The sequence below is a fragment of the Sphingomonas sp. CARO-RG-8B-R24-01 genome, assembly GCF_022662295.1.
GTDB lineage: Bacteria > Pseudomonadota > Alphaproteobacteria > Sphingomonadales > Sphingomonadaceae > Sphingomonas.
Genome location: NZ_JAKNQI010000004.1, coordinates 126,869 through 152,624 on the forward strand (window position 1 = coordinate 126,869; position 25,756 = coordinate 152,624).

Here is a 25,756-nt window from a genome sequence, read left to right on the forward strand (position 1 = left end):
CCCTTACCGCGTCGATGTGAACGGATCGCCGCCTGCCGCATCGCGTCCGCCACGCAGGCCCATCGAGCACGTGAAATTGTGGTCGGGCCACCGGCAAAGCTATTGTAAGACATTTGTTTGCGCAACGGTCGCACGCCTGTACAACGACTGGCGTGCGCCCGGCGCGAACGGGCGGTATGCGCTGGGGATCGCGGACGGATCCGCCCGCGGGACAAGCAAACGAGGACGTTGATGAGCGTGGCTGAAGGCGGCGGGAAGTTATACCGCAAGATCGTACAGGCGATCCTCGCCGATATCGCGAGCGGGGCCTTCCCGGTCGGCTCCCGGCTCCCAGCCGAGCGCGATCTGACCGACCGCTTTCAGGTCAGTCGTCCGACCATCCGCGAGGCGATGATCGCGCTCGAGATGAAGGGCCTGGTCGAGGCGCGCAAGGGGTCCGGGGTGTTCGTGCTGGCGTCGTCGACGGTCGACGAAGACAAGGAACTCGACATCGGCGCATTCGAGATTACCGAGGCGCGCCGCCTGCTCGAAGGGGAGGTGGCCGCGGTCGCCGCGACCGAAATCGGCGAGGAGCAGCTCGAGGAATTGCGCGGCCTGCTCGCGCAGATGGCGCAGGAGGATACCGCCGCCGCCGAAGCGGCCGACCGCCGTTTCCATATCGCGATCGCGGAAGCGACCGGCAACGCCGTCATCATCTCCGCGGTCACCGACTTCTGGGACATGCGGTTCCGATCGCCGCTGGCGCGCGAAGTGCTGGTGAAGGCGGGCAGCCTGGGGACGGACAACCGCATGGCGGAACACGGCCGGATCCTGAGCGCGCTCGAGGCACGATCCCCGACCGACGCGCGCAACGCGATGCGCGATCACCTCGCGCGGTTGATCGATCATCTGCTGGATGTCACCGAGACCGAAGCCGTCGAGCGCGCGCGGGCGGAAACGAGCCAGCGCCGCCGCGCTCTGGCACGCCGGTCGGTCTGACGCGCGATCGGCGACGTGACGAGGGCCACCCGGGAACATTGGACTGAAACCGTCCGGAGTGGCCTTACCAATCTCTAGCATCTGGTCTATCAATTTACAGGCTGCTAGACCTCGTCCGCCGCGACGGCGCGGCACGGGCCACGACGGCGAAAGGAACGCGCGACGGTGTTGATGACGCAGACGATGCGCTGGTTCGGCGCGGCCGACCCGGTACGCTTGCGGGATATCCGGCAAGCCGGCGCAACCGGGATCGTAACCGCGCTCCACGACATCCCCAACGGCGACATCTGGCCGCAGGAAGCGATCATCGCGCGCCAGCAGGAGATCGAAGCCGCTGGGCTGGTCTGGTCAGTGGTGGAAAGCCTGCCCGTCCATGATGCGATCAAGACGCGCGGGCCCGACTGGCAGGCCCTGATCGACCGGTATCGGGAAAGCCTCGTCCACCTCGCGGCGTGCGGCATCGGCGTCGTGACCTACAATTTCATGCCCCTGCTCGACTGGACGCGAACCGACCTTGCCTGGGCAATGCCCGATGGCGCGCACGCGCTGCGCTTCGAACTGACCGCCGCGGCGGTCTTCGACCTCCATATCCTGCGCCGTCCCGGGGCGGAGCGCGATTACACCTGCGCGTTGCGCGACGCCGCCGCGCACCGGTTCGAACAGATGACCGATTCCGAGCGCGCGAAGCTCGAGCAGACGATCATCGCCGGGCTGCCGGGCAGCGAGGAGACCTTCACGATCGATCGCTTCCGGGACGCGCTGCGACAGTATGACGGGGTCGATGCCGATGCGCTGCGCGCCAATCATGTCGCGTTCCTGCAAGCGGTCTGTCCGCTGGCGGACGAACTCGGCATCCAGCTCGTCGTCCATCCCGACGATCCGCCCTTCCCCCTGTTCGGCCTGCCCCGCGTGGTCAGTACCGAGGACGATCTTGCCCGGCTGTTCCGGCTGGTGCCCAATCGATCCAACGGGCTATGCTTCTGCGCCGGGTCGCTGGGCGTCCGCGCGGATAACGATCTGCCGGGGATGATCGACCGGCTCGGGGACCGGATCGGGTTCCTGCATCTGCGCTCGGTCCAGCGCGAGCCGGACGATGCCTTCCACGAGGCGGCGCATCTCGAAGGCAACGCCGACATGGTGGCGCTGGTCGCCGCGATCCACGCGCTGCAGACGCGCGAGGACCGCTCGATCCCGATGCGCCCCGATCACGGCCACCAGATGCTGGACGACCTGACCAAGCAGACCCTGCCCGGCTATTCGCTGCTCGGCCGGATGCGCGGTCTGGCCGAATTGCGCGGGCTGGAGCGGGGCATCGCGCATGCCACGCGTACCTTCGCCGACGCCAACCGCCCCTGACCGACACCGGACCGCCGTTTTTCCTGCGCCGGTCGAACCGAACCGGCGCCATCGCCGGACGGACAAACGAGACGACACGCCAAACGACAACCCTGGGGGAGAGTGATCGTGGACGGTGCGACAGGAGCGGCGGGACCGGACCCCATGCGATCAGGTCCCACGCGATCGGGCGGCACCGTGCGCTGGGGGATCTGCGCGCTGCTCTTCTTTGCGACGACGATCAACTACATCGATCGGCAGGTGATCCGCATCCTCAAGCCCACGTTGCAGGGGGATCTCGGATGGTCGGAGGACGATTATGGCATGATCGTCTTCTGGTTCCAGGCAGCCTATGCGGTCGGCCTGCTGATCTGTGGACCGGTGATCGACCGTATCGGTTCCAGACTTGGCTATGCCGCAGCGATCACCGTGTGGAGCGTTGCGGCCTTGGGCCATGCACTGGTGCGCAGTCCCGGCGGGTTCGCGATGGCGCGGTTCGCGTTGGGGCTTGGGGAAGCGGGGAACTTCCCGGCGGCGATCAAATCGGTGGCGGAATGGTTCCCGAGGAGGGAGCGCGCGCTCGCCGCGGGAATCCTTAACGCCGGCGCGAACGTGGGGGCGATCGCAACGCCGATCATCGTTCCGGGAATCGCGCTGCACTACGGATGGCAGGCGGCCTTCATCGGGACAGGCCTGCTCGGCTTTCTCTGGCTCGCCGCATGGCTGGTCTTCTATCGCGCGCCGCACCGCCATCCGCACGTCTCTGCGCAGGAACTGGCCTATATCGGCGCGGACCAGGAGACGACGGCGGGCACGGCGCCGATTTCCTGGGCGCGGCTTTTCCGGCATCGCGCGACCTGGTCGTTCGTCTGCGCGAAATTCCTGACCGATCCGGTCTGGTATCTGTTCCTGTTCTGGCTGCCCGATTTCTTCGCCAAGCGGCACGGGCTTGACCTCAAGACGTTCGGGCCACCGCTGATCGCGGTCTATCTGCTCGCCGACGTCGGCAGTATCGGCGGGGGATGGCTGTCATCGGCGCTGATCCAGCGCGGTTTCAGCATCAACGCCGGGCGCAAGCTGGCATTGCTCGCCTGTGCCGTCGCCGTGCTGCCCATCATGGTCGCGAGTAGCGTGTCCAGCCTGCCCGCCGCCGTCGCCATCATCGGGCTCGCCGCCGCCGCGCACCAGGGGTGGTCCTCCAATCTCTACACCATGGTGTCCGACACCTTCCCCAAGAGCGCCGTCGCCTCGGTGATGGGGATCGGCGGAGCGGCGGGTGCGATCGGCGGGATGATCATGGCACGCTATGTCGGGCATGTGCTGGAGACGGTGGGCAGCTACACGCCCGTGTTCGTCTGGGCAGGCACGGCTTATCTGCTCGCGCTGGCGATCGTGCATGTCCTCGTGCCCCGTCTCGACACGGCAGCAGTGCCCGCAGACATGCCCCGGGCGACGCAGGCGTCGAGCGGCGGCGTCCGTGATCAACGTTAGGCTGGATGGTGCGACCTCGGTCGCAGGTGGCAGACTTTCCACGGGAAAGACTGGAGCGGGCGAAGGGATTCGAACCCTCGACCCCAACCTTGGCAAGGTTGTGCTCTACCCCTGAGCTACGCCCGCTCTGGCGCCATGTGCCGGACTGTAGAGCCCGGCGGGTAGGGGGGGGCCTCTAACACCGGGTCGGCAGGTCGGCAAGCCTCTTTTCGCACTTTGATGAAAAGGGTTGGCTTGTTGCCCCTCGCCCCCACATAAGACGCAACGATCCGCAGACATTGGAGCATCTCTTGGCGACCCTGGGAATGAGCGCAGCCGAACGCGACGCGGTGGAGGCATTCCGCCGCGACGTGGTCGAACCGTCGATGACCAAGCTGGTGATCATCGATTTCTGGGCAGAATGGTGCGGCCCGTGCAAGGCGCTGACGCCCGTGCTGGAAAAGGTCAGCGCCGCCTATGCCGACAAGGGCGTGCTGCTCGCCAAGGTCGATACCGACAAGAACCAGTTCATCGCCGCGCAATTCCAAATCAAGTCGATCCCGACCGTCTATGCGATGTTCCAGGGCCAGCTCGTTGCCGACCTGACCCCGGCACGGACCGAATCGGCCTTGAAGACGATGCTCGATCAATTGCTCAAGCAATTGCCGATCGAGACCGAAGCCGCGCAGGGCGAGGCCGAGATCGAGCCGCTGATCGCGATGGGCGAGGAAGCGCTGGCCGAGGGCGATGCCGATCGCGCCGCCGGGATCTTCCGCCAGATCGCCGAGGTCGCGCCGGATCACCCCCTGGTCAACGCGGGCTTCGTTCGCGCGCTGGTGGCGGCCGGCGAGCTCGAGGCGGCGCAGGAGCACCTCGCGGCGATGCCCGAGGACACTGCCAAGCATCCCGAGATCGAACGCGCGCGCGCCGCGCTGGCGCTGGCGCAGGATGCGACGCCGGTCGATGACCTTGCCGGGCTCGCCGCCGAGGTCGCCGCCAACCCGGGCGACTTCGACAAGCGGTTCGCACTCGCCAACGGCCAGATGGCGGCGAACGACCGCGATGCGGCCGCGACGACGTTGCTCGCGATGATTGCCGAGGATCGCGCCTGGAACGAAGGCGCCGCCCGCACGCAGTTGCTCAAGCTGTTCGAGGTGGTCGGGCTCGAGGACCCGTGGGTCTCGGCGCAACGCCGCAAGCTTTCCGCGATCCTGTTCGGATGACGATCACCCGCCTCTCGATCTTCCCGCTGCCGGGCGCGTTGCTGTTCCCGGGGATGCATCTGCCGCTCCACATCTTCGAGCCGCGGTATCGGGCGATGATTTCGGACGCGATGGCGCGCGACCGGCGGATCGGGATGGTCCAGCCGCGCCCCAACGTGCCCGCGCGGCCCGACAAGCCCCCGCTGTTCGACATCGGCTGCATCGGCAAGATCGCCGAGTTTGAGGCGAGCGAGGACGGGCGCTACAATCTGATCCTCGAGGGGCTGTCGCTGTTCCGCATCGTGCGCGAGCTCGATGTCCCGACCGCTTTCCGTCAGGTCGAGGCGGAGCTGATTGCCTCCCCCGAATCGCCCGAAGTGCTGTCGCTGTCGCGGCGCGCTGCGCTGGAGAGCGAATCGCGGGCGTTCGCCGATTCGCAAGGCTATGCGGTCGACTGGGATGCGGTGACGCGGCTCGACGACGAGGCGCTGGTCAACGGCATCGCGCAAATCGCACCGTTCGACGTCGCGGCCAAGCAAGCACTGCTCGAGGCCGGGCGGATCGAGGAACGCGCCGAGCTGATCATCCAGCTGATGCAGTTTTTCGGACGCCACGACGGCGAGGATTCGGTGACGCTGCAATAGCGGCGCTATCGCCGCTTGTAGCTGCTACCGCCCCCCAGCGTTCGGGCTGAGCGTAGTCGAAGCCCCATGCGGAGCGCTGGCCCTTCGACTTCGCTCAGGGCGAACGGGCGGGGTAACGTAAGGAAAGCAGTCCGGTATAACCCTTTCCCGTTCGTTTCGAGCGTAGTCGAGAAACCCGGCACAACGCGCATTACGGTTTCTCGACTTCGCTCGAAACGAACGGCAGGAGGGTGCGCTACCCCCCTTAAACCATCATCCCCTGCAGCAGCTTCGGCACATCCCCACTCTCGCCCCGCGCTTCCGCGATGAAACGGCGCTTCAAAGGCGGCATCTTCTGCACCGCGGACAGCCCGAAGCGCCGCACCGCATTGGCGGTCTTGCCCTTGATGCCGAACAGCCGGGTCAGCCCGTCGGTCGCCACCGAGACCATCAGCGTATCGAGGCTCCGCCACCGGTCATAGCGCGCCAGCAATGCCGGATCGCCGAGGTCGAGCCCGGTCCGCTTGCCCTCGACCAGCACCTCGACCAGCGTCGCCACGTCGCGGAAGCCGACATTGACCCCCTGCCCCGCGATCGGGTGAATCCCGTGCGCCGCATCGCCGACCAGTGCGAGCCGGTCCGACACGATCTTCGCCGCATGATGGAAGCCGAGCGGATAGCTCGACCGCGCGCCAAGAGGCCCGAGCTTGCCGAGGAACCCACCGATTCGCTTGTCCGCCTCGGCGAGCCAGCCGCGGTCGGACAGCTTCATCATCCCCGGTGCCTGATCGCGCGTCACCGACCAGACGATGCACGAACGATGCCCCTGCTCGTCGTCGTTGAGCGGCAGGATCGCGAACGGGCCGTCGGGATAGAAGATCTCGAACGCGATGTTCTCGTGGGAATGTTCGTGGTGCAGCGACGTCACGATCGCGGCATTGTCATAGGTCCAGCGCGCGACGTTGAGCCCCGCCGCCTCGCGCGTCGGCGAATTGCGCCCTTCCGCCGCGATCAGCAGCGGCGCGCGGATCACCGCGCCCGAATCGAGCGTCACGGTGACGCCCGAGGCTGCGCGATCGACCGACACCGCACGCGTCTTCATCCGCACGTCGACGTTCTTCGCCGCCGATGCCGTCTCGAACAGCGCGGCGCGCAGCCGACGGTTCTCGACCATATGGCCGAGCGCTTCCTCGTCCGAATCGGGTTCGAAATCGAGCGCGCCGGGTTCGAGCCCGTCGCTGACGCGAATCCCCTTGATCGGGCAGGCGATCGCCGCAAGCTTGTCCGCCACGCCGATCGCGCCGAGCATCCGCCACGGTGCCCCCGCAATCGCCGAGGCGCGCCCGTCGAACCCTGCCGCGAGGATGACTTCGGGATCCGCGATATCGATGACGATCGCCGACATGTTGTGCGCATCGAGCGCCACTGCGAGCGCGCTGCCGACGAGTCCACCGCCGAGAATGATGACGTCTGCTGTATCCATGCCCGGTCTGTAAGCCTCTCGCGCGACGCTGCCAATCGCGGAAAACTTGACGCGACCGCGTGGGCGAGCGATGAATCCGAGGGCACAGACAGCGAACATCGGGAAGACATTGCATCATGGCGAGCCAAGCGCAGCCACCGCTCTGGCGTGAGACGGTCAAGGCAGGCGCCGTGCGCAGCGGCGCGCTGCTCGGCGCGTTCACGCTGCTCACGCTCGTCGTGCTGATGGTGATCGTCATCGCGAGCTATCATGCGAGCGATCCGTCGCTCAACACCGCCTCGGCAGGGCCTGCGCACAACTGGCTGGGGCGACCGGGGGCACTCGTCGCGGATGCGGCCTTCTGGATCGTCGGGCCCGCGGTGGTGATGCTGCTGCCGACGCTGTTGCTGGTCGCGCTTCGCCTGTGGCGCGACGTGCCGGTCGGGCGCTGGCGGCGGATGCTGGGTGCGTCGACGCTGGGCACGATGCTCGCGGGAACGACGTTCGCGCTCGTCTCGGGGGGGGCCGTTGCCTGGCTTCCCGCGGGCTATGGGGGTGTGGTGGGGCTTGCCGTATCGGGGGTGCTGCGGCTCGCGATCGGGCTGATCGGCGATCCGGCCGCAATCCTGTGGACGACGCGCGGGATCGCCGCGGTCATTGGCATCGCCGCGCTGGTGGTGTGGGCCTATAGTTTCACGATCGACATGGCCGAGCGGACATTGCGCATCCCGCGCCTTCCCAAGCGGACCGCCGAAGCGCGACGCATGCGCGCGGACGCGATCGACGACGACGAGGGCGATGCCGCCGAAGACGCCCGCCCGGCGCGCAAGGTCTCGATGCCGCGCGCGGTCGCAGCACCCGATCCGCGCCCCGGGCCGGTCATCTCGGACCGGCAGGTCGCGCAATCGCCGCCACGCCCGCGGACGCAGCAGACTTCGCTCGATCTCGGCGACAACACGCAGCTTCCGCCGCTCGATCTGCTGATCCCGACTCCGCCCGCGCCGGGCGGGCAGATCGACAAGGCCGCACTCGAGCGCAATGCGCGGCTGCTCGAGACGGTGCTCGACGATTTCCACGTCAAGGGCTCGATCATCAACGTCCGCCCCGGTCCGGTCGTCACGATGTACGAACTCGAACCCGCGAGCGGGATCAAGGCGAGCCGCGTGATACAGCTTGCCGACGATATCGCGCGCAACATGTCCGCGGTGTCGGCGCGCGTCGCGACGATTCCCGGGCGCACCGTGATCGGGATCGAACTCCCCAACGTCCGCCGCGAGATGGTCGGCCTGCACGAACTGATCGGGTCGCAGACGTTCGAGGATCAGTCCGCATCGCTGCCGCTGGTGCTCGGCAAGAACATCGCGGGCGATCCGGTCATCGCGGATCTCGCGCCGATGCCGCATCTGCTCGTCGCGGGGACCACCGGGTCGGGCAAGTCGGTCGGGCTCAACTGCATGATCCTGTCGCTGCTGTACCGGTTGAAGCCCGACCAGTGCAAAATGATCATGATCGATCCCAAGATGCTCGAACTGAGCATGTATGACGACATCCCGCATCTGCTCTCCCCGGTCGTGACCGATCCCGCCAAGGCGGTCCGCGCGCTCAAATGGGCGGTCGAGCAGATGGAGGATCGCTATCGCCAGATGTCGTCGATGGGGGTGCGCAGCCTCGCCAGCTTCAACGAGAAGGTGAAGACGGCGAAGGCCAAGGGCCAGCCGCTCGGGCGCAAGGTGCAGTGCGGCTATTCCGAGACCGGCCAGCCGATCTACGAGGAAGAAACGCTCGATTATCAGGTCCTGCCGCAGATCGTCGTGATCGTCGACGAACTCGCCGATCTGATGATGACCGCGGGCAAGGAAGTCGAATTCCTGATCCAGCGGCTCGCGCAAAAGGCGCGCGCGGCGGGGATTCATCTGATCATGGCGACGCAGCGGCCGTCGGTCGACGTCATCACCGGCGTCATCAAGGCCAATTTGCCGACGCGAATCAGCTTCCACGTTACCTCCAAGATCGATTCGCGCACCATCCTCGGCGAACAGGGCGCGGAGCAGCTGCTCGGCAAGGGCGACATGCTCTACATGCCCGGCGGCAAGGGGATCGTCCGAGTCCACGGCCCGTTCGTGTCGGACGACGAAGTCCGCGCGGTGGCGGATCACTGGCGCGCGCAGGGCCAGCCCGATTACATTCAGTCGGTCACCGAGGAGCCCGAGGAAAGCTTTGCGCTCGATGGTGCGCCGACCGGCGAGGACAGCAAGGAAGACCAGCAATATCGCGCCGCGGTGCAGCTGGTGTGCGAGAGCCAGAAGGCGTCGACTTCGTGGGTCCAGCGGCAGTTGCGCGTGGGGTATAACAACGCCGCAAGGCTGATCGAGCGGATGGAGAAGGACGGCGTGGTCAGCCGGCCCGACCATGTCGGACGGCGCGAGGTGTTGCGCGACCGGGACGGGCACCCGGTCTGAGGGGCGTGCGGCGGTCGGTTCACGGCGTGTTAAAGCGTGCGCTGGCTTTAGGGGAAGATCGTTTCGCAAGGGGGCGCTTTGACAAGCGTGCGCTACCCCGGCGAAGGCCGGGGCCCAGGAGCGGGCGGATAGAAGCAGGTGCTGTGCGCGTTACCCTGGCCTGTCCTGCTGGGCCCCGGCCTTCGCCGGGGTAGCGCCTCTATATCAGCCGGGAGCCCCAGCCCCCGTGTCAGGAGAATCCTTCGTGTCGTTTCGCCATGCCCTTCTCGTTCCCTTCCTCGCCGCCCCCGCGATAGCCATGGCAGCGCCGTCCGCCGACCTGGCGATGGTGCAGAAGCACCTCCAGGGCGTCGAGACGATGACGGCCGCGTTCGCGCAGACCGATCGTTCGGGCAAGGTGCTGACCGGAACGCTGACCCTCAAGAAGCCCGGCAAGATCCGCTTCCAATATGAAAAGGGTGTCCCGATCCTCGTGGTTGCCGATGGCAAGTCGCTATGGTTCCTGGATTACTCGGTCGGCCAAAAGCAGCGTTGGCCGATCGGCGGGTCGCCGCTCGGCATCCTGCTCGATCCGTCGCGCGACATGAGCAAGATCGCGACCGTCGTGCCGAGCGGCAGCCCGGATCTGGTCGCGGTCGATGCGGCCGATCCCAAGCACCCCGAATATGGCCGGATCAGCCTGGTGTTCCAGCGCAACCCCGCCGCACCCAGCGGGTTGATGCTCAAGGGCTGGGTCACGCTCGATTCGCAGAACAACCGCACGACGGTCAAACTGTCCAACCAGCAATTTAACCATCCGGTCGCGGACAATGCGTTTCGCTGGAACGATCCGGTCCGCGCCACCGGGAAAAAATGAACCCATTCATATTGGCGACAGGTTCGAGCGCCTAGACGCGGACCTGCGGATGTGAAGCCTCTCGGGATTCTCCCCCTGTTGCTCGAGGGCATCACTTCCCGCCTGCGTGACGAACGCTAGGTCGGCCCTCGCTCCATGCCCCCGGAGCGGGGGCCTTTCCATGTCTGGCGCTTGACAGTTCCCACGGCTACACAATCCGGATGACGGCCCTGAAGATCGTTTCGTGGAATATCAATTCCGTGCGGTTCCGCATCGAGATCGTTGAGCGCTTCCTGCGCGAAGCCGAACCCGACATCCTGTGTCTCCAGGAGACCAAGGTGATCGACAAGGACTTCCCGACCGCGTCCTTCCGCGCGCTCGGGTACCGGCATATCGTGCTGCATGGGCAGCGGATGCACCACGGGGTCGCGATCCTGTCGCGTGTCCCGCTGGCGGCGGACGACCGTTTCGACTGGCAGGCCAATCGCGAGGCGCGGCACGTCGGTGTCCGGCTCGAGAACGGCATGCGGATCGAGAATGTCTATGTCCCTGCAGGCGGCGACGTGCCCGACCGCGAGGTGAACCCCAAGTTCGGCCAGAAGCTCGATTTCCTCGACCGGATGATCGCCTGGTCGGAAGCGCTCGACGGACCGACGCTGCTGGTCGGCGATCTCAACATCGCGCCGCTCCCGTCCGATGTGTGGGGGCACAAGCAATTGCTCGGCGTGGTCAGCCATACGCCGATCGAGGTCGATGCGCTCGACCGCCTCAAGGCATCGAACAGCTGGGTCGATCTCGGGCGGCACTTCCACCCGGCCCCCGCAAGACTCCACACCTGGTGGAGCTATCGCTCGGCCGACTGGACCGTCAACGACCGCGGGCGGCGGCTCGACCATATGTGGGCGACCGCGGACGTTGCGGCCAAGGCGGTTCGGCACCATGTGTATGAGGAATGCCGCAGCTGGCTGAAACCCTCCGACCATGTGCCGATCATGACCGAATTTGCCTTGTGACCCACACGACCGGGGACGCGCACAAGACCGCGCTCGCGATCGACGCGCTGCGCCGCGGCTGGCCGATCGCGATCGCCGGGAGCGATGGCACGCTCGCGCTGTTGCCGATCGAGACCGCGGACCCGGTGCGGCTCGCGGCATTCGACCCGGCCGGGGTCGCGCCGGTGCTCTTGTCCGCCGGGCGCGCCGCGACGCTCAAGCTCGCCAACCAGCGGGACGCGGCCGAGCCCGACGCTCCGGTGCTGATCGAACGCGCCCCCTGGGTCGACTTTGCGGTGGCGACCGCGCTGTCCGACCCGCAATTTGATCTCGAAACGCCGTTCAAGGGCCCGTTTCGCGCGATCGCCCTCCCCGCGCACGACGCCGCCACGGCCGCGCTGAAGCTGGCCCGGATCGGCGGGGTCCTGCCCGCCTATTTCGCGCGGGCCGACGAACAGGCCGCGCTCGTGCTGACCCCGGCCGACATCGTCGCGCACGAGGACGCGGGGCGTCTGGCGATCGCGACGCGCGCGCATCTGCCGGTCGCGGATGCCGAGGATGCCGAGATCGTGGCCTTCCGCACCCCGGAGATGCCGGGCGAGCATATCGCGCTGCTGATCGGCACCCCCGATGGCCTCCCGCCGCTCGTACGGCTGCACAGCGAATGTTTGACCGGCGACGTGCTCGGCAGCCTCAAATGCGATTGCGGCCCGCAACTCGACGGCGCGATCCGCGCGATCCGGGCGAGCGGCTGGGGAATCTTGCTGTACCTGCGCCAGGAAGGCCGTGGGATCGGCCTGATCAACAAGCTGCGCGCCTATGCGCTGCAGGACCAGGGGTTCGACACGGTGGATGCCAACACCCGGCTCGGCTTCGCGGTCGATTCGCGCAATTTCGCGGTGGCGGGGCGGATGCTCGCGTTGCTCGGGCAGACGCGGGTGCGGCTGCTGACCAACAATCCGCAGAAGGTCGCGCAACTGGAGGCCGCGGGTATCGCGGTGTCGGAACGCGTGCCGCATATCCTGCCCGCGAACCCCCACAACGAACGCTATCTCGCGACCAAGCGCGACCGGACCGGGCACCAGTTCTAGCGGAGCGCGGGAATGGGGTGGGGTAACGAATCGCGCTACCCCAGCAGGCGCGCCACCGCGTCGAAGTCCTCCGCAATATCGTGTACCCCGATCGCACGGAGGCGCGCGGCATGGTCGGGCCCGCAATGCGCGCCCCCGACGAACCCGATCACATGCGCCCCCGACGCAACCGCGCCGGTCGCGCCCACCGGCGAATCCTCGAGGATCGCGCACGGCGCGATATCCACGCCGATCGCTGCGGCCGCATGCCAGTACAGGTCCGGCGCGGGCTTTCCGTTCGCGACGTGCTCCTTGCCCGAATAGACATGGTCGCCGAACGCGTCCGCGAGCCCGATATGCTCGAGATGCCGCCGGATCCATGCGGTCGAACTCGACGAAGCGATCGCCTTGGGGAGATCCGCCGGTAGCCGCTCGATGAAGCGCACCGCTCCTGCGACCGCACCGACCCCCTCGCGCATCGCGCGCGCATCCTCGGCTGCGCGCATCGGGTAATAATCCTCGGGCAACGGCCGGTCGATCCAGCGTTCGAGCGCCCCGATGAACTGCTGCCCGGACAGGCCCATGAAATTGGCGTAGCTGTCCTCCGGCGTGGTCGGATGCCCGATCCCGGTCAGATAGTCCGCGATATGACGGTTCCCGACCGCCTCGCTCTCGATCAGCACGCCGTCGAAATCGAAGATCAACCCGGCGAAGTTCATGCGCGTGCCCCGAACAGCGCGGTGCCGACGCGGACGTGTGTCGCGCCCAGCATCACCGCAATTTCATAATCGCCCGACATCCCCATCGAGAGGCCGTCGAGCCCGTGATCGCGCGCCAGCTTGGCGAGCAGCGCGAAATACGGTGCCGCCTCGGTGTCAACCGGTGGCACCGCCATCAACCCGGCAAGCGGCAGGCCCACGTCCCGCGCCGCCGTGATGAGGTCGGGCAGCGCCGCGATCGCACAGCCCCCCTTCTGGTCCTCGTCCCCGATATTGACCTGAAGGAAGCACGCAGGCCGGCGCCCGACCTTGTCGATCGCGCGTCCAAGCGCGGTGACCAGCGACAGCCGATCGACCGAATGGATCGCGTCGAACAGCGCCACCGCATCCTCGGCCTTGTTCGATTGCAACTGGCCGACGAGATGCACCGCGGCCTCCGGATAGGCCTCGCGCAACGCGGGCCACTTGCCCTGCGTTTCCTGCACCCGGTTTTCCCCGAACACGCGGTGTCCGGCGTCGAGCAGGGGCATGATCTCCGCCGCTGTCCTGGTCTTGGAGATCGCGATCAGCGTGACGGAGTCGGGTTTGCGGTCGGCGAGCGCCGCGGCATGCGCGATGCTGGCGGTGACGGCATGGAGGCGGGCGGTGGGGTCGTCGCTGGACATTGCGCGCGCTATAGGCGGTGCGATGGCCGTTCGTCACCCCAGCCGTGCGCTTCGCCGTGCGCTTCCTGCACTTTGGCTGATGACGGACGAGCGCATCGGGCCGCAGCTATGGCGCGCGCTCGATCGATTGCCGCGTGGCAGCGGGGTGGTGCTGCGGCATCATGCGACACCGGCGACGGCGCGCGCCGCGCTGAAACGGCGAATCGCCAGAATCGCGAAGCGGCGCGGGCTGGTGCTGGTCGACGACGCATTGTCGCATGGCCAACCCGTACGGATCGGCCGGGCCCATTCGGTGCGGGAGGGACTGGCGGCGCGCCGCGCCGGGGCCGAGCTGGTGTTCGTGTCGCCGGTCTATCCGACCCGGACGCATCCCGGAGCACCAACGCTGGGACCGGTTCGCGCGGCGCGGATCGCGCGCGCGGTCGGCCTGCCCGCGATTGCGCTGGGCGGGATGACCGCACGACGGTTCAGGCGGTTGCGGGCACTGGGGTTTGCCGGGTGGGCCGCGATCGACGCGCTTTCCGTAGCCCCGGCGAAGACGGGCGGCCAGGACTCGCACGAGACATAAGTCGATGTTTTCCGAGACCAAGATGCCGTGCTGCGCCGCAACGTCCGCGCACGTAACCACGGTTTCGTGTCGGACCCGACGGCTTCGGCCGGCGTGACGGTGCCGCCACGCTGCGACGATCAGAAGCGGAAGGCGGTCCCGATATAGACGGCCTGGCTGTCGCGACGGTCTTCGGTCGGCTGCTGGGTGAGGCGATCCCGCTCGGTCTTGTAGCGCACGCCCGCCGTGACATCGAGACGGCGAGTCAGCGAATAGGAGCCGCCGACGTCGAGCGAATAGGCCGGTGCGGCCTCGATCAGGGTCGGACCATTGGGCAGCGGGCGGTCGGCCGCGGCGTTGACGCGTCCGGTAAACCGCTTGCCGGTATAGCTCACGCCGATGTCGGCCGCTTCGCGGCTGCCCGGGATGCCGGCGAGATCGACCTTCGCGACATCGCCCGAGACCGCCAGCCGCTTCCAGCCCACGGCAACGCCGAGGTTATAGGCGATAGGCGTGAGCGCGACCGTCGATGCTGGGATCGGCGAAGCACGATCCGCGCGCGCAATCACGCCGCGGGCCGAACGACCCTGGACGGCCACGGTCACGGCGCGGCTACCCTCGCGACGGGTATCGGACGGCGTGAAACGGAAGCCGCTGGTATCGAGTCCACCGCGCGCGAACATGGCGGCGAGTCGCGGATCGGCCGATGCCGGCGTGAACGATCCGAGGCCGCGCACCAGCTGCACGCTATGACGCACAATCATGCGCGGGGCGGGGGCGTCACTGGCGCCGAGTGCCGGAGCCACGGCGATGCCGAGGGCGACGAGCGACCCCATGGCAATCCCTGACATCCAACGAGCAAACGACACTTCAGACCCCTTCACGTGCACCTGGCCGGCACTATCATGTTGCGACACGACTACCACGATTCAATTCGGTACCGCCACCATTCCGACTCATTTTCCCCTGACAGTGTCGTCAAGGACACACTGTCGAACGCGCTCGGTCCCTGCTTGCGGCAAGCGCCGGACATTCTATAGATATCGCCGAACCCCCGACACTCCGATTTGTTCAGGAACAGCCGATGATCCGCCGCCCCCGCACTGCGATTCTGCTTTCGCTCGCGCTCATCGCCCCGCTGACGCTAGGCGCGTGCGCGCATAAGGGCGCGCGCCCGCAGAATGCCGACATCGCCGCCTCCAAGGTCACGACGATCGGCGTCAACGCTTATCTGTGGCGTGCGAGCCTCGATACGCTGAGCTTCATGCCGTTGCTGCAGACCGATTCCAACGGCGGCGTGATCGTCACCGACTGGTACATCAACCCCGCCGCACCGACCGAGCGCGTCAAGGTGACCGTGACGATCCTCGACCAGGATCTGCGCGCGGACGGCCTGCGGGTCGCGTCGCTGCGCCAGGTCAACCAGGGCGGCCAGTGGGTCGCGGCCCCGGTCCAGGCGGCGACCGTGCAGAAGCTCGAAGACATCATCCTGACGCGCGCTCGCGATCTGCGCCGCGCTGCCGTTACCAAATAGGAATACCCGACCGATGGCGTCACGCTTCAATGCGCTGAAGGCGGACGCGGCTTGGCAGAAGGTGTGGGACGACCGCCGCACCTTCGCCGCGCGTGACGACAGTCCCAAGCCGCGTTCTTATGTTCTCGAGATGTTCCCCTATCCGTCGGGGAAGATCCATATGGGGCACGTCCGCAACTATACGATGGGCGACGTGCTCGCGCGGTTTCGCCGGATGCAGGGGATGGAAGTCCTCCATCCGATGGGCTGGGACGCGTTCGGGATGCCCGCCGAGAATGCGGCGATGGAAAAAGGCGTCCACCCGGGCGGCTGGACCCGCGACAATATCGCGACGATGAAGGCGCAGCTGAAGCGGCTGGGCTTCGCGCTCGACTGGACGCGTGAGCTCGCGACGTGCGAGCCGGAGTATTACGGGCACGAGCAGGCGCTGTTCCTCGAGCTGTTCCGTCACGGCCTCGTCTATCGCAAGGAATCTTCGGTCAATTGGGATCCGGTCGACATGACCGTGCTCGCCAACGAACAGGTGATCGACGGGCGCGGCTGGCGCTCGGGCGCTTTGGTCGAGCGGCGCAAGCTGTCGCAGTGGTTCTTGAAGATCACCGATTTCGCGGACGAGCTGCTTGAGGGCCTCGGCGCGCTCGAGCATTGGCCCGACAAGGTCAAGCTGATGCAGGAGAACTGGATCGGGCGCAGCCGCGGGTTGCAGTTCCGGTTCAACCTGTCGGATGGCGGGTCGGTCGAGGTGTTCACCACCCGCCCCGACACGATGTTCGGGTCGAGCTTCGTCGCAGTCGCGGCGGATCATCCGATCGCGCAGGCTCTTGCCGAGCGCAGCCCAGAGGCTGCGGAATTCATCGCCTTGTGCAAGCGCGGCGGCACCACCGCTGCGGAAATGGATACGCAAGAAAAGCTCGGCTTCGACACGGGGCTCACCGCACAGCATCCGTTCGATGCCAGCCTGCAACTCCCCGTCTACATCGCCAACTTCGTGCTGATGGAATATGGCACCGGCGCGGTGTTCGGCGTCCCCGCACACGACCAGCGCGATCTCGATTTCGCGCGGAAGTACGATCTGCCGGTCCGCCGCGTCGTCTCCGATGGCGACGTCACCGATCCGTTGTTCACCGGGAACACTGCGTACACCGGCCCCGGCACGCTGGTGAATTCGCACTTCCTCGACGGCATGGACATCGAGGACGCCAAGCGCGCCATCATCACCCGCGCCGAGGATGGCGGCTGGGGCACCGGATCGACCGTGTTCCGCCTGCGCGACTGGGGCGTCAGCCGTCAGCGCTATTGGGGCACGCCGATCCCGATCATCCACTGCGATGCGTGCGGCGCAGTGCCGGTCCCCGCGGACCAGCTCCCGGTCGTGCTGCCCGAGGACGTCAGCTTCGACATCCCCGGCAACCCGCTCGACCGGCATCCGACGTGGAAGCACGTCCCCTGCCCGTCCTGCGGCGGTGCCGCGCGGCGCGAGACCGACACGCTCGATACGTTCGTCGATTCCTCCTGGTATTTCATTCGCTTCGCCAGCCAGCCCAAGGACAAGCCGTTCGACCGCGCGGTCGCCGAGCAATGGCTGCCGGTCGCGCAATATATCGGCGGCGTGGAACATGCGATCCTCCACTTGCTCTACGCGCGCTTCTGGACGCGCGCGCTGCGGCATATCGGGATGCTCGACGTGGCGGAGCCGTTCGCGGGGCTGTTCACGCAGGGCATGGTCACGCACGAGACCTATAGCCGCCAGGTGACCGAGGTTGGCACTGACGGCACCGACACGATCACCAAGCCCTTGTGGCTGTCGCTCGACGACATCGACAAAAGCGGCGACGGCTATGTCGAGCGCGCGACCGGCGAGGCGGTCACGGTCGGCCGCATCGAGAAGATGTCGAAGTCGAAGAAGAACACCGTCGACCCGACCGGCATCGTCGACCAGTACGGCGCGGACGCGACGCGCTGGTTCATGCTGTCCGACTCCCCGCCCGAGCGCGACTTGCCGTGGAGCGAAAGCGGGATCGAAGGCTCGTGGCGCTTCATCCAGCGCGTCTGGCGGCTGTTCGATGGCGACAAGAGCGGCCAGTCCGGCACCGTCGACGCGCCGCTCGACCGCAAGCTCCACCAGACGATCGCGGGCATCGCGGTCGATATCGAGGCGCTGGCGTTCAACAAGGCGGTCGCCAAGCTGTTCGAGCTGGTCAACGCAATCGAACGCGCCGCGCCCTCTGCATCACGCGACACCGCGATCGCGACGCTGATGCGGCTCGTCGCCCCGATGGCGCCGCATCTTGCCGAGGAAGCCTGGGCCGCCGCGGGCAACGACGGTTTGATCGCAGACGCGCCTTGGCCCGAGGTCAACGCGGCGTTGCTGGTCGAGGACGAGGTCACCATCGCCGTCCAGATCAATGGCAAGCTACGCGACACGCTCGTCATGCCAAAGGGTACGCCTCGCGAAGCGGTCGAGGCTGCCGCGCTCGCTTCGGACAAGATCGTCCGCATCCTCGAAGGCAAACCGCCGCGAAAGGTGATCGTCGTGCCCGACCGTCTCGTGAACCTCGTCGCATGAAGCGGCTGGTCGCCCCTGCCCTGATGTCCGGCATGGCACTCGCTGTGTCGGGATGCGGGCTGCATCCGCTCTACTCGGGCGGGAGCTCGGGGACGGTCGCGACGACGCTGGCACAGGTCGATGTCGGCCCGATCGAGGGCAAGGCTGGCTGGCTGATGGGCAATGCGCTGCGCGATCGACTCCACGCCGGCCAGGGCGTCACGGCGCGTTACCGGCTCGAGATCAAGCTCGACGACAAGATCATCGGTCTCGGCATCCGCCGAGACGACAGCATCTCGCGCGAACGCCGGACGCTGCGCGCGCGGTATCAGTTGATCGATCTGACCAACGGGTCGGTTCTGCTCGATGCCGCAGCCGGGTCCGATGCCGGGATCGACGCCGTAAAGTCCGAATATGCCACCATTGCCGCCGAAAACAGTGCGCTGGAACGGCTTTCCGACATCGTCGCCGACCAGATCGTCACGCGCGTCGCCACCTATGTCAGCCGCTCCAATCAACCGGCGCGCTGACGCGGCCGCACGGCCGCCCGCATGAAAGCCAACGTCAACCAGCTGACGCGCGCGATCGACGCGGTCAGCCCCGACGTGCGATTGTATGTCCTCTACGGCCCCGACGAGGCCGGTGCGCGCGATATTGCCAATCGCCTCGCCCGCGCGCTTGGCCCCGATGCCGAACGCGTCGATCTGGAACCGGGGCAACTCAAGGCCAACCCCGGACTGCTGGCCGACGAAGCGGCCTCGCTGTCACTGTTCGGGACCGCCCGGCACATCCGCATCGCCAGTGCGGGGGAGGAAAGCGTCGCCGCCTGTACGCTGTTGCTCGCGGCCGAGCGCAGCGGGAACCCGGTCGTCGTGATCGCCCCCGGCGCCAAGGCTTCCTCCGGCCTCGTCAAGCTGGCGACCGCCGACCCGCGCGCGATGGTTTGCGCCTTCTACGTTCCCGATGCCGGCGAGGCGGACAAGCTCGCCACCAGCATAGCGCGTGAACAGGGTCTGCGCACGACCGGATCGACCGCCGCGCGCATCGCCGCGGCGGCGGGCGGCGATCGCGCGGTGATGAGCCGCGAGCTCGAAAAGATCGCGCTGTTCCTCGATGCGGCGCCCGAACGCCCGCGCGAGCTCGACGATGCCGCGCTCGATGCGATCGGCGCGGATCTCGGCGATGCCGAAATGTCGCGTGCGATCGAGGCGGCCATCGATGGTGGTCCCGACCGTCTGGCGGACGAACTCGCCAGGCTCGGCGTGGCCGGCAGCTCGCCGATTCCGCTGCTGCGCCAACTGGTCCGCCGGTTGATGACGCTGGCCGAGCTGCGGGCCGAAATCGACGGTGGCGCCAACGCCAACACGATCATGGAACGGGTCTTCTTCCGCGAGCGCGCCGCGACGACCCGCGCCCTGCGGATCTGGTCCGCGCCTGCGATCAGCGGAGCGATCGACCGGGTTCGTCGCGCCGAACGCGCCACCATGGCACCCAACAATGCCGGCGGCGTGCTCGCCGATCACGCCATCGTCGCGGTAGCGCGGCTGGCAGCACGGCAAGCCGGCTAGGCACGCGCCATAACGGCAGCGCGCCGAGCTAGATCCGCTCGCCCGTAAGCCGCTGGCATACCATGTCGAGCTGATCGAGCGTGGAATAGCTCAATGTCAGCGTCCCGCCCTTCGCACCATAGTGAACCTTCACCGCAAGCCCGAGCAGATCGCCCAATTGATGCTCGAGTGCCGCAAGGTCCGGGTCGCGGCCATGGCTCCCTTCGCTGGGGTTGCGCTGCGCGGGCTTGGCTGCGCGGACCAGCTTCTCCGTATCGCGTACCGACAGCCCGCGATCGACGATCCTGTCCGCCAGCGCCTCGACGTCAGGCGCACCGATCAGCGCCCGGGCATGCCCCATGGTCAGCGACCCATGAAGCACGCGCTCCTGCACCTGGCGTGGCAATTCCAGCAACCGCAACAGATTGGCGACATGGCTCCGCGATTTGTGGACCAGCTTGCCGAGCGCTTCCTGCGTATGACCGAAATCCTCGATCAGCCGCTGATACGCCTCTGCCTCTTCGATCGCGTTGAGATCCTGCCGCTGGATGTTCTCGACCAGCGCGACTTCGAGCGTCTGCGTATCGTCGAAATCGCGGACGATCACGGGGACTTCGTGGAGCCGTGCGCGCTGGGCCGCACGCCAGCGCCGTTCGCCGGCAACGATCTGGTAGCCGGTGCCGTGCGGACGCACCACGATCGGCTGGATCAACCCGCGCTGTGCGATCGACTGCGCAAGCTCTTCGAGCGCGCCTTCGTCAAAGTGGCGCCGTGGCTGGCCTGGATGCGGCGTGAGCGATCCGACCGGAAGCGATCGAATGCCAGGCGATGCGCCGGCCTGAGGACCACCGACGGGCTCCTCGCGGGCAAGGTCGCCCATCAGGGCGTTCAGCCCCCTGCCGAGGCCAGAGCGGGGTTTTGGACGAGCTAAAGGGGTGGTGGCGTCGGTCATGCGGCTCTGGCTGGCTGGGGAGCTAAGGTCGTCGGCAGGCGCGCGATCATTTCACGCGCCAGGGCGATATACGCTTCCGACCCAAGGCACCTGTGGTCGTAGATGAGTGCCGGAAGCCCGTGGCTCGGCGCCTCGGACAAGCGGACGTTGCGTGGGATCACCGTATCGAACACCACGCGACCCAACACGGCTCGCACGTCGTTCGCAACCTGCTCGGTCAGTCGGTTGCGGCGGTCATACATGGTCAATGCCACGCCCATGATCGACAGGCCGGGATTGAAGCGCTCACGGATCCGTTCGACCGTATTGAGCAACTGGCTCAGGCCCTCGAGCGCAAAGAACTCGCATTGCAGTGGCACGAGCAGCGCGTTCGACGCCACCATCGCGTTCAGGGTCAACAGGCCGAGCGACGGCGGGCAATCGATCAGCACGACGTCCCAGCGATGGTCCGATCGGGCCAGCGCTCGCGACAGGCGGTGCGTGCGCTCCTCATATTCGACCAGCTCGATCTCGGCGCCGGACAGGTCGACCGTGGCCGGAACGATATCGAGCGACGGCACACAGGTGGGCACGGCCGCGGCTTCGATCGTCACTTCCCCCAACAGGATGTCGTAGGTCGAATGCAGGCGATCCGCACGGCTGATCCCAAGACCGGTGGAGGCATTACCCTGCGGATCGAGATCGAGCAGCAGCACACGCAGGCCCGTTGCGGCAAGCGCGGTTCCCAGATTGATCGCTGTCGTGGTCTTGCCCACGCCGCCTTTTTGATTCGCGACCGCAATGACGTTCATCGACGTGTCACCCCTGATGCGAGTATGATCATCGACGCCGGGTCGGTGATGCTATGTTCCACGTGAAACACACCATGCCATGCCCGCTTGGCGCTGGCCACCTCTTCCATCGCCGATTTCCCTTTTGGCAGGATCCAGCGCGTCTCTGGGGTCGCCGTATGCGCGCTCCAGGCAAATAGATTGTCCAGCGACGCAACCGCGCGCGCGGTGATCACGTCGGCAATGACCGTTACGGACTCCACGCGCGAGCAATGAACGTCCACGCGTTCCGATACCGCCAGCGCCGCCCCCAGTTCGGCGAGGAACGTGGCCCGACGACGGCGTGGCTCGACCAGACTGATATGATGCGCGCCCAGCAACGCGAGAACCATTCCGGGAAAGCCCGCGCCGCTCCCGATGTCGAGCCACTGCCCGGCATCCGGGGCGTGCTGTAGCAACTGGGCGGAGTCGACGATGTGACGATTCCAGATGTGATCGATCGTGGAAGGCGCAATCAGATTTTGCCGAACCGCCTCGAACCGGACATGATCGACCAGAACACCGAGACGATCGACCGCAGCAACACCATGGCGATCCGCGATCCAGGCCTTTGCCTCATCCTCGGTCATGCGGCGCGCCGGCGCACATGTAACAAGATGGCGGTCAGGGCTGCCGGGGTGATGCCGCGTATCCGGCCAGCCGCGCCCAGGGTTAGTGGGCGTGCGGTGTCCAACCGCTCGATCATTTCGGTCGACAACCCCGCAATCGTATCGAACGCCACGTCAGGCGGCAGGAGGATCGTGTCGTTCGCACGCAGCGCCCGAACCTCGTCTTCCTGTCGGGCGACATAGGGTGCGTAGCGCGCGTCCTCCGCACCCTCGCTGCATACGTCGTGATCCATAGTCGTCGCGAGCTTCGGAGCGACCATGTCAAGCGTCACGCCCGCGACCCGCAACCATTCGGCACCCGGGCGCGGATGCGGATCGGGCTCGATCGGCGCGCCGCGTGCCCGTAAGGTTGCGCTGGACACAGGCTGTTCCAGCGCTGCAGCGACCTGCGCCAGCATCGTCGTTCGCCGCGCCAGCCGGGCACGACGGTCCGGACCGAGACAGCCGAGCTGTTCCGCGATCGGCGAGAGCCGCGTCTCGGCGTTGTCCGCACGGAGACGCAAGCGGAACTCTGCCCGAGCGGTCAGCATGCGATAGGGCTCGGTGATGCCTTGTAGTACGAGGTCATCGATCATCACCCCCAGGTAGCTGGACGCGCGGTCAAGCACCAAGATGTCCGCGCCAAGCGCCCGCGCCGCGGCGTTGATCCCGGCGATCAACCCCTGCCCGGCAGCTTCCTCGTAACCGGTAGTCCCGTTGATCTGGCCGCAGCAAAACAGGCCCGGCATCGCCCGCACTTCCAGCGTGGACGCCAGCGCGCGTGGATCGATATGGTCATATTCCACCGCATAGCCAGGTGCCAGGATTCGGGCCTGCTCGAGCCCGGGGATCGACGCGATCATCGCATGCTGGACATCCACCGGGAGCGACGTGGAAATCCCGTTCGGATAGATGGTGTGATCGTCGAGACCTTCCGGTTCGAGGAAGATCTGGTGGCCGTCGCGATCGCCGAACCGATGGATCTTGTCCTCGATCGACGGGCAATAGCGTGGTCCCTGGCCCGCAATATCACCCCCGAAAAGCGGCGATCGGTCCAACCCGGCGCGAATAGCGTCATGCGTCGCCGCCGTCGTGCGGGTGATCGCACAATGTACTTGTGGCAGCATCCGGGCCACGGTCGACGGGGACATAGTCCAGGGATCCTCGTCGCTTGGCTGTTGCGCGAGCATCGCCCAATCGACCGTTCGTCCATCGAGCCGTGGCGGCGTTCCGGTCTTGAGCCGCGCCATCGGCAGGTTCGCCGCATAGAGCTGCGCCGCCAGCGCGGATGCCGCAGCCTCGCCCAGTCGTCCACCGATGCTCCGTTCCTCGCCACAAAACATCCGGGCGCCGAGGAACGTGCCCGTCGCAAGGATCACCGCCTGCGACCGCAGCATCCGGCCATCCGCAAGGACCACGCCCGTGACGATCCCTTCGTCGATAATGAGGGCAGCCACCTCACCCGCAACGATATCGAGGTTGGGCTGCTCCTGCAGCATATCCTGGATGGCAGCGGCATAACGCTTGCGATCAGCCTGAACCCGCGGCCCCTGGACCGCTGCGCCCTTGCTGCGATTGAGCATCCGATAGTGGATACCGGCACGATCCGTTGCGCGCGCGATCACGCCATCGAACGCGTCGACCTCTCGGACGAGATGCCCCTTCCCCAATCCACCGATCGCGGGGTTGCAGGACATGGCGCCGATTTTGTCCGGATCGAAGCTGATCAGCGCGGTTTGTGCGCCGCGACGGGCCGACGCGGCAGCCGCCTCGGTGCCGGCGTGACCGCCGCCGACGACGATGACATCGAACTGTTCCATGCGGATACCGCTAGGTCGCTACGCCGACCCTGTCAAAACGTTCCACGTGGAACATCATTTTCCGATGCAGAATCGCGCGAAGATCGAGCCGAGAACATGCTCGATGCCGCTCCGTCCAGCCACCGCATCGAGCGTACGCAAAGCGCCGCGAAGCTCCTCCGCTACGACGAGCATATCGTCATGGTGCCGGGCCGCGTGCAGATAGGTGACGCATTGCGTGAGCAATCCGCGTTGCCGACTGTTGACCGTGAGCGCGTCTTCCTGTGGAAGCAGTCGCCTGGCCCGGGCATCGATCTGGTCCCACAGCGCCGCGATGCCAAGGCCATCCTTTGCGGCAACGGCAGTCCTGCCGGTCGGCGGTGTTTCCCGTCCCGCCACATCGGCACGCGCGTGCACGGCAAGAAAACTATCGTCGATCGGTGCGGCATCGTCGAGCCAAAGCACGATGTCGGCGCCGGCCATCGCGGAGCGCGCGCGGTCGATCCCGATCTGCTCGATCTCGTCGCCGGGCTGGTCCGTCAGACCGGCGGTGTCGGTCAGGACATAGGCAACCCCACCCCGGACCACCGTCGCCTCGATGCGATCCCGGGTCGTCCCCGAAATGGCCGATACGATGGCAACGTCGCGTCCGGTCAGCGCATTCAGCAGCGTCGACTTCCCGCTGTTGGGCGGCCCGGCGATCACCACCCGAATGCCATCGTGAAGCCGCTCGACCGGCGGTTCGCCGAGCAGACGATCGATCGCTTGTGCAACGTTCGCAATCTTTGCAGTGACGGCTGCGATCGGCTGCTCGCTGACATCGTCCTCGTCCGAAAAGTCGAGCGCCGCCTCGATCTCCGCCGCGACCGCGACAAGTTGATCGGTCCAGCGATCGAGTTCGGCGCGCAGCCCGCCCTCCGCCACGCGCAGTGCCGCCTTGCGCTGGGTCTCGGTCTGCGCCGCAAGGAGATCCCCCAGCCCTTCTGCCTCGGTCAGGTCGATCCGGCCGTTGGCGAGTGCCCGTCGCGTAAACTCGCCCGCCTCCGCCAGCCGGGTTTCGGGGACTAAGCCGATCGCAGCCGCGACCGCTGCTATCACCGCTCGTCCGCCGTGGATGTGAAACTCGACCAGATCCTCGCCGGTCGCGGTCGCAGGTCCCGGGAAGAACAGAACGACCGCCCGATCGAGCAGCCTACCCGTCGCCGGATGGCGCAACGCGCGCAGCGATGCACGGCGCGCTTCCGGAACGGACCCTGCCAGCCTCTCCACCACCCGGCGCGCCGCGGCGCCACTGACGCGGACAATCGCGATCGCCGCTGGCGCAGTGCCGCTGGAGGTCGCGTAGATGGTGTCGCGGTGCGGCATGCTTACTTCTTCGCGGTGTCGAACATCTGCCGCCACATTGCCATGCCGGCGTCCCCCATCGGCATCCAGCTGCGCATCACCGTTTCCATCATCTCGGGCGCGACCGATCCGTCCATCGAATTGGTCAGCATCGCCAGATACTTCGCGTGCACGGGCGCCATGTCGGGCAGTCCCATGAAGCGGCGTGCTTCTTCCGGCGTGCAATCGACTTCGACGTTGATTTTCATCGCGGCTTCTCCC

The 25,756-nt window shown here is 66.8% G+C and carries 24 protein-coding genes and 1 tRNA gene; 14 read left to right on the plus strand and 11 right to left on the minus strand.

Going from position 1 to position 25,756, the window contains the following annotated elements; genetic code table 11:
• The first annotated feature begins 231 nt into the window (after positions 1–231).
• From L8G49_RS10205 to L8G49_RS10215, 3 genes are all read left to right on the plus strand, one after another.
• Positions 232–978 carry a FadR/GntR family transcriptional regulator gene (locus L8G49_RS10205; protein ID WP_242138027.1) on the plus strand — a complete coding sequence of 249 codons (747 nt, stop codon included), beginning with the start codon at positions 232–234 and terminating at the stop codon, positions 976–978.
• 171 nt (positions 979–1,149) lie between these two features.
• Complete coding sequence (uxuA, locus tag L8G49_RS10210) at positions 1,150–2,334, plus strand: mannonate dehydratase (protein ID WP_242185748.1); 1,185 nt, start codon at positions 1,150–1,152, stop codon at positions 2,332–2,334.
• Between the two features lie 144 nt (positions 2,335–2,478).
• On the plus strand, positions 2,479–3,804 hold the full coding sequence (locus L8G49_RS10215) for an MFS transporter (protein ID WP_242185232.1): 1,326 nt from the start codon (positions 2,479–2,481) through the stop codon (positions 3,802–3,804).
• Between the two features lie 51 nt (positions 3,805–3,855).
• Here L8G49_RS10215 and L8G49_RS10220 read toward each other — a convergent pair.
• Positions 3,856–3,930: transfer RNA gene (locus L8G49_RS10220), tRNA-Gly, on the minus strand.
• Positions 3,931–4,109: 179 nt separating this feature from the next.
• Here L8G49_RS10220 and L8G49_RS10225 point away from each other — a divergent pair.
• Together L8G49_RS10225 and L8G49_RS10230 are read left to right on the plus strand one after the other, a co-directional pair.
• A complete protein-coding gene (locus tag L8G49_RS10225; RefSeq protein ID WP_242185235.1) occupies positions 4,110–5,006 on the plus strand; it encodes a tetratricopeptide repeat protein in 897 nt (298 codons plus the stop codon).
• Positions 5,003–5,629 (plus strand): LON peptidase substrate-binding domain-containing protein, encoded by a 627-nt coding sequence (locus tag L8G49_RS10230; RefSeq protein ID WP_242185237.1) that lies wholly within the window; start codon positions 5,003–5,005, stop codon positions 5,627–5,629. The genes L8G49_RS10225 and L8G49_RS10230 overlap by 4 nt, the downstream gene beginning before the upstream one ends.
• A 244-nt stretch (positions 5,630–5,873) precedes the next feature.
• On the opposite strand, the gene L8G49_RS10235 is transcribed toward L8G49_RS10230, so the two are convergent.
• Positions 5,874–7,091, minus strand: a complete 1,218-nt coding sequence (locus L8G49_RS10235; protein WP_242185238.1) for a UbiH/UbiF/VisC/COQ6 family ubiquinone biosynthesis hydroxylase — start codon at positions 7,089–7,091, stop codon at positions 5,874–5,876.
• 116 nt (positions 7,092–7,207) lie between these two features.
• Here L8G49_RS10235 and L8G49_RS10240 point away from each other — a divergent pair, with 116 nt between their 5' ends.
• From L8G49_RS10240 to ribA, 4 genes are all read left to right on the plus strand, one after another.
• Complete coding sequence (locus L8G49_RS10240) at positions 7,208–9,529, plus strand: DNA translocase FtsK (RefSeq protein ID WP_242185255.1); 2,322 nt, start codon at positions 7,208–7,210, stop codon at positions 9,527–9,529.
• A 244-nt stretch (positions 9,530–9,773) separates the two neighbouring features.
• On the plus strand, positions 9,774–10,385 hold the full coding sequence (locus L8G49_RS10245; RefSeq protein ID WP_242185256.1) for an outer membrane lipoprotein carrier protein LolA: 612 nt from the start codon (positions 9,774–9,776) through the stop codon (positions 10,383–10,385).
• A 200-nt stretch (positions 10,386–10,585) separates the two neighbouring features.
• On the plus strand, positions 10,586–11,377 hold the full coding sequence (locus tag L8G49_RS10250) for an exodeoxyribonuclease III (protein ID WP_242138035.1): 792 nt from the start codon (positions 10,586–10,588) through the stop codon (positions 11,375–11,377).
• Complete coding sequence (ribA, locus tag L8G49_RS10255) at positions 11,374–12,447, plus strand: GTP cyclohydrolase II (RefSeq protein WP_242185258.1); 1,074 nt, start codon at positions 11,374–11,376, stop codon at positions 12,445–12,447. Before L8G49_RS10250 ends, ribA begins: the two co-directional genes overlap by 4 nt.
• 35 nt (positions 12,448–12,482) lie before the next feature.
• On the opposite strand, the gene L8G49_RS10260 is transcribed toward ribA, so the two are convergent.
• On the minus strand, positions 12,483–13,145 hold the full coding sequence (locus tag L8G49_RS10260) for an HAD family phosphatase (RefSeq protein WP_242185267.1): 663 nt from the start codon (positions 13,143–13,145) through the stop codon (positions 12,483–12,485).
• Positions 13,142–13,810: a YggS family pyridoxal phosphate-dependent enzyme gene (locus L8G49_RS10265; protein WP_242185268.1), complete on the minus strand. Its 669-nt coding sequence runs from the start codon at positions 13,808–13,810 to the stop codon at positions 13,142–13,144. Before L8G49_RS10265 ends, L8G49_RS10260 begins: the two co-directional genes overlap by 4 nt.
• Before the next feature lie 79 nt (positions 13,811–13,889).
• On the opposite strand from L8G49_RS10265, the gene L8G49_RS10270 reads away from it, so the two are divergent.
• Complete coding sequence (locus tag L8G49_RS10270) at positions 13,890–14,378, plus strand: thiamine phosphate synthase (RefSeq protein ID WP_242185277.1); 489 nt, start codon at positions 13,890–13,892, stop codon at positions 14,376–14,378.
• Between the two features lie 119 nt (positions 14,379–14,497).
• Here L8G49_RS10270 and L8G49_RS10275 read toward each other — a convergent pair whose 3' ends face one another.
• On the minus strand, positions 14,498–15,193 hold the full coding sequence (locus tag L8G49_RS10275) for a hypothetical protein (protein WP_242185279.1): 696 nt from the start codon (positions 15,191–15,193) through the stop codon (positions 14,498–14,500).
• Between the two features lie 248 nt (positions 15,194–15,441).
• Between L8G49_RS10275 and L8G49_RS10280 the strand changes: the two genes are divergently transcribed.
• Genes L8G49_RS10280 through L8G49_RS10295 form a run of 4 tightly spaced genes read left to right on the plus strand, consistent with a single transcriptional unit; the run spans position 15,442 to position 20,004 of the window.
• Positions 15,442–15,891, plus strand: coding sequence for a DUF3576 domain-containing protein (locus L8G49_RS10280; RefSeq protein ID WP_242138041.1), 450 nt, complete (start codon positions 15,442–15,444; stop codon positions 15,889–15,891).
• Positions 15,892–15,904: 13 nt separating this feature from the next.
• Positions 15,905–18,457 carry a leucine--tRNA ligase gene (leuS, locus tag L8G49_RS10285; protein ID WP_242185282.1) on the plus strand — a complete coding sequence of 851 codons (2,553 nt, stop codon included), beginning with the start codon at positions 15,905–15,907 and terminating at the stop codon, positions 18,455–18,457.
• Positions 18,454–18,966, plus strand: a complete 513-nt coding sequence (gene lptE / locus L8G49_RS10290; RefSeq protein ID WP_242185284.1) for an LPS assembly lipoprotein LptE — start codon at positions 18,454–18,456, stop codon at positions 18,964–18,966. The genes leuS and lptE overlap by 4 nt, the downstream gene beginning before the upstream one ends.
• A gap of 21 nt (positions 18,967–18,987) precedes the next feature.
• Positions 18,988–20,004, plus strand: a complete 1,017-nt coding sequence (locus tag L8G49_RS10295; RefSeq protein ID WP_242185286.1) for a DNA polymerase III subunit delta — start codon at positions 18,988–18,990, stop codon at positions 20,002–20,004.
• 28 nt (positions 20,005–20,032) lie between these two features.
• Here the strand turns inward: L8G49_RS10295 and L8G49_RS10300 are convergent, their stop codons facing one another.
• From L8G49_RS10300 to L8G49_RS10325, 6 genes are read right to left on the minus strand one after another with little or no spacing between them, the layout of a single operon-like run.
• Positions 20,033–20,935, minus strand: a complete 903-nt coding sequence (locus tag L8G49_RS10300; protein ID WP_242138045.1) for a ParB/RepB/Spo0J family partition protein — start codon at positions 20,933–20,935, stop codon at positions 20,033–20,035.
• Positions 20,932–21,726 (minus strand): ParA family protein, encoded by a 795-nt coding sequence (locus L8G49_RS10305; protein WP_242138046.1) that lies wholly within the window; start codon positions 21,724–21,726, stop codon positions 20,932–20,934. The genes L8G49_RS10300 and L8G49_RS10305 overlap by 4 nt, the downstream gene beginning before the upstream one ends.
• A complete protein-coding gene (gene rsmG, locus L8G49_RS10310) occupies positions 21,723–22,334 on the minus strand; it encodes a 16S rRNA (guanine(527)-N(7))-methyltransferase RsmG (RefSeq protein ID WP_242138047.1) in 612 nt (203 codons plus the stop codon). Before rsmG ends, L8G49_RS10305 begins: the two co-directional genes overlap by 4 nt.
• On the minus strand, positions 22,331–24,172 hold the full coding sequence (gene mnmG, locus L8G49_RS10315) for a tRNA uridine-5-carboxymethylaminomethyl(34) synthesis enzyme MnmG (protein ID WP_242185336.1): 1,842 nt from the start codon (positions 24,170–24,172) through the stop codon (positions 22,331–22,333). The genes rsmG and mnmG overlap by 4 nt, the downstream gene beginning before the upstream one ends.
• A 54-nt stretch (positions 24,173–24,226) precedes the next feature.
• The gene (gene mnmE, locus L8G49_RS10320; protein WP_242185339.1) at positions 24,227–25,516 is read right to left on the minus strand and encodes a tRNA uridine-5-carboxymethylaminomethyl(34) synthesis GTPase MnmE; all 1,290 of its coding nucleotides are present in this window, start codon (positions 25,514–25,516) and stop codon (positions 24,227–24,229) included.
• A 2-nt stretch (positions 25,517–25,518) separates the two neighbouring features.
• On the minus strand, positions 25,519–25,743 hold the full coding sequence (locus L8G49_RS10325) for a DUF6489 family protein (protein WP_242185345.1): 225 nt from the start codon (positions 25,741–25,743) through the stop codon (positions 25,519–25,521).
• Between the last annotated feature and the right edge of the window lie 13 nt (positions 25,744–25,756).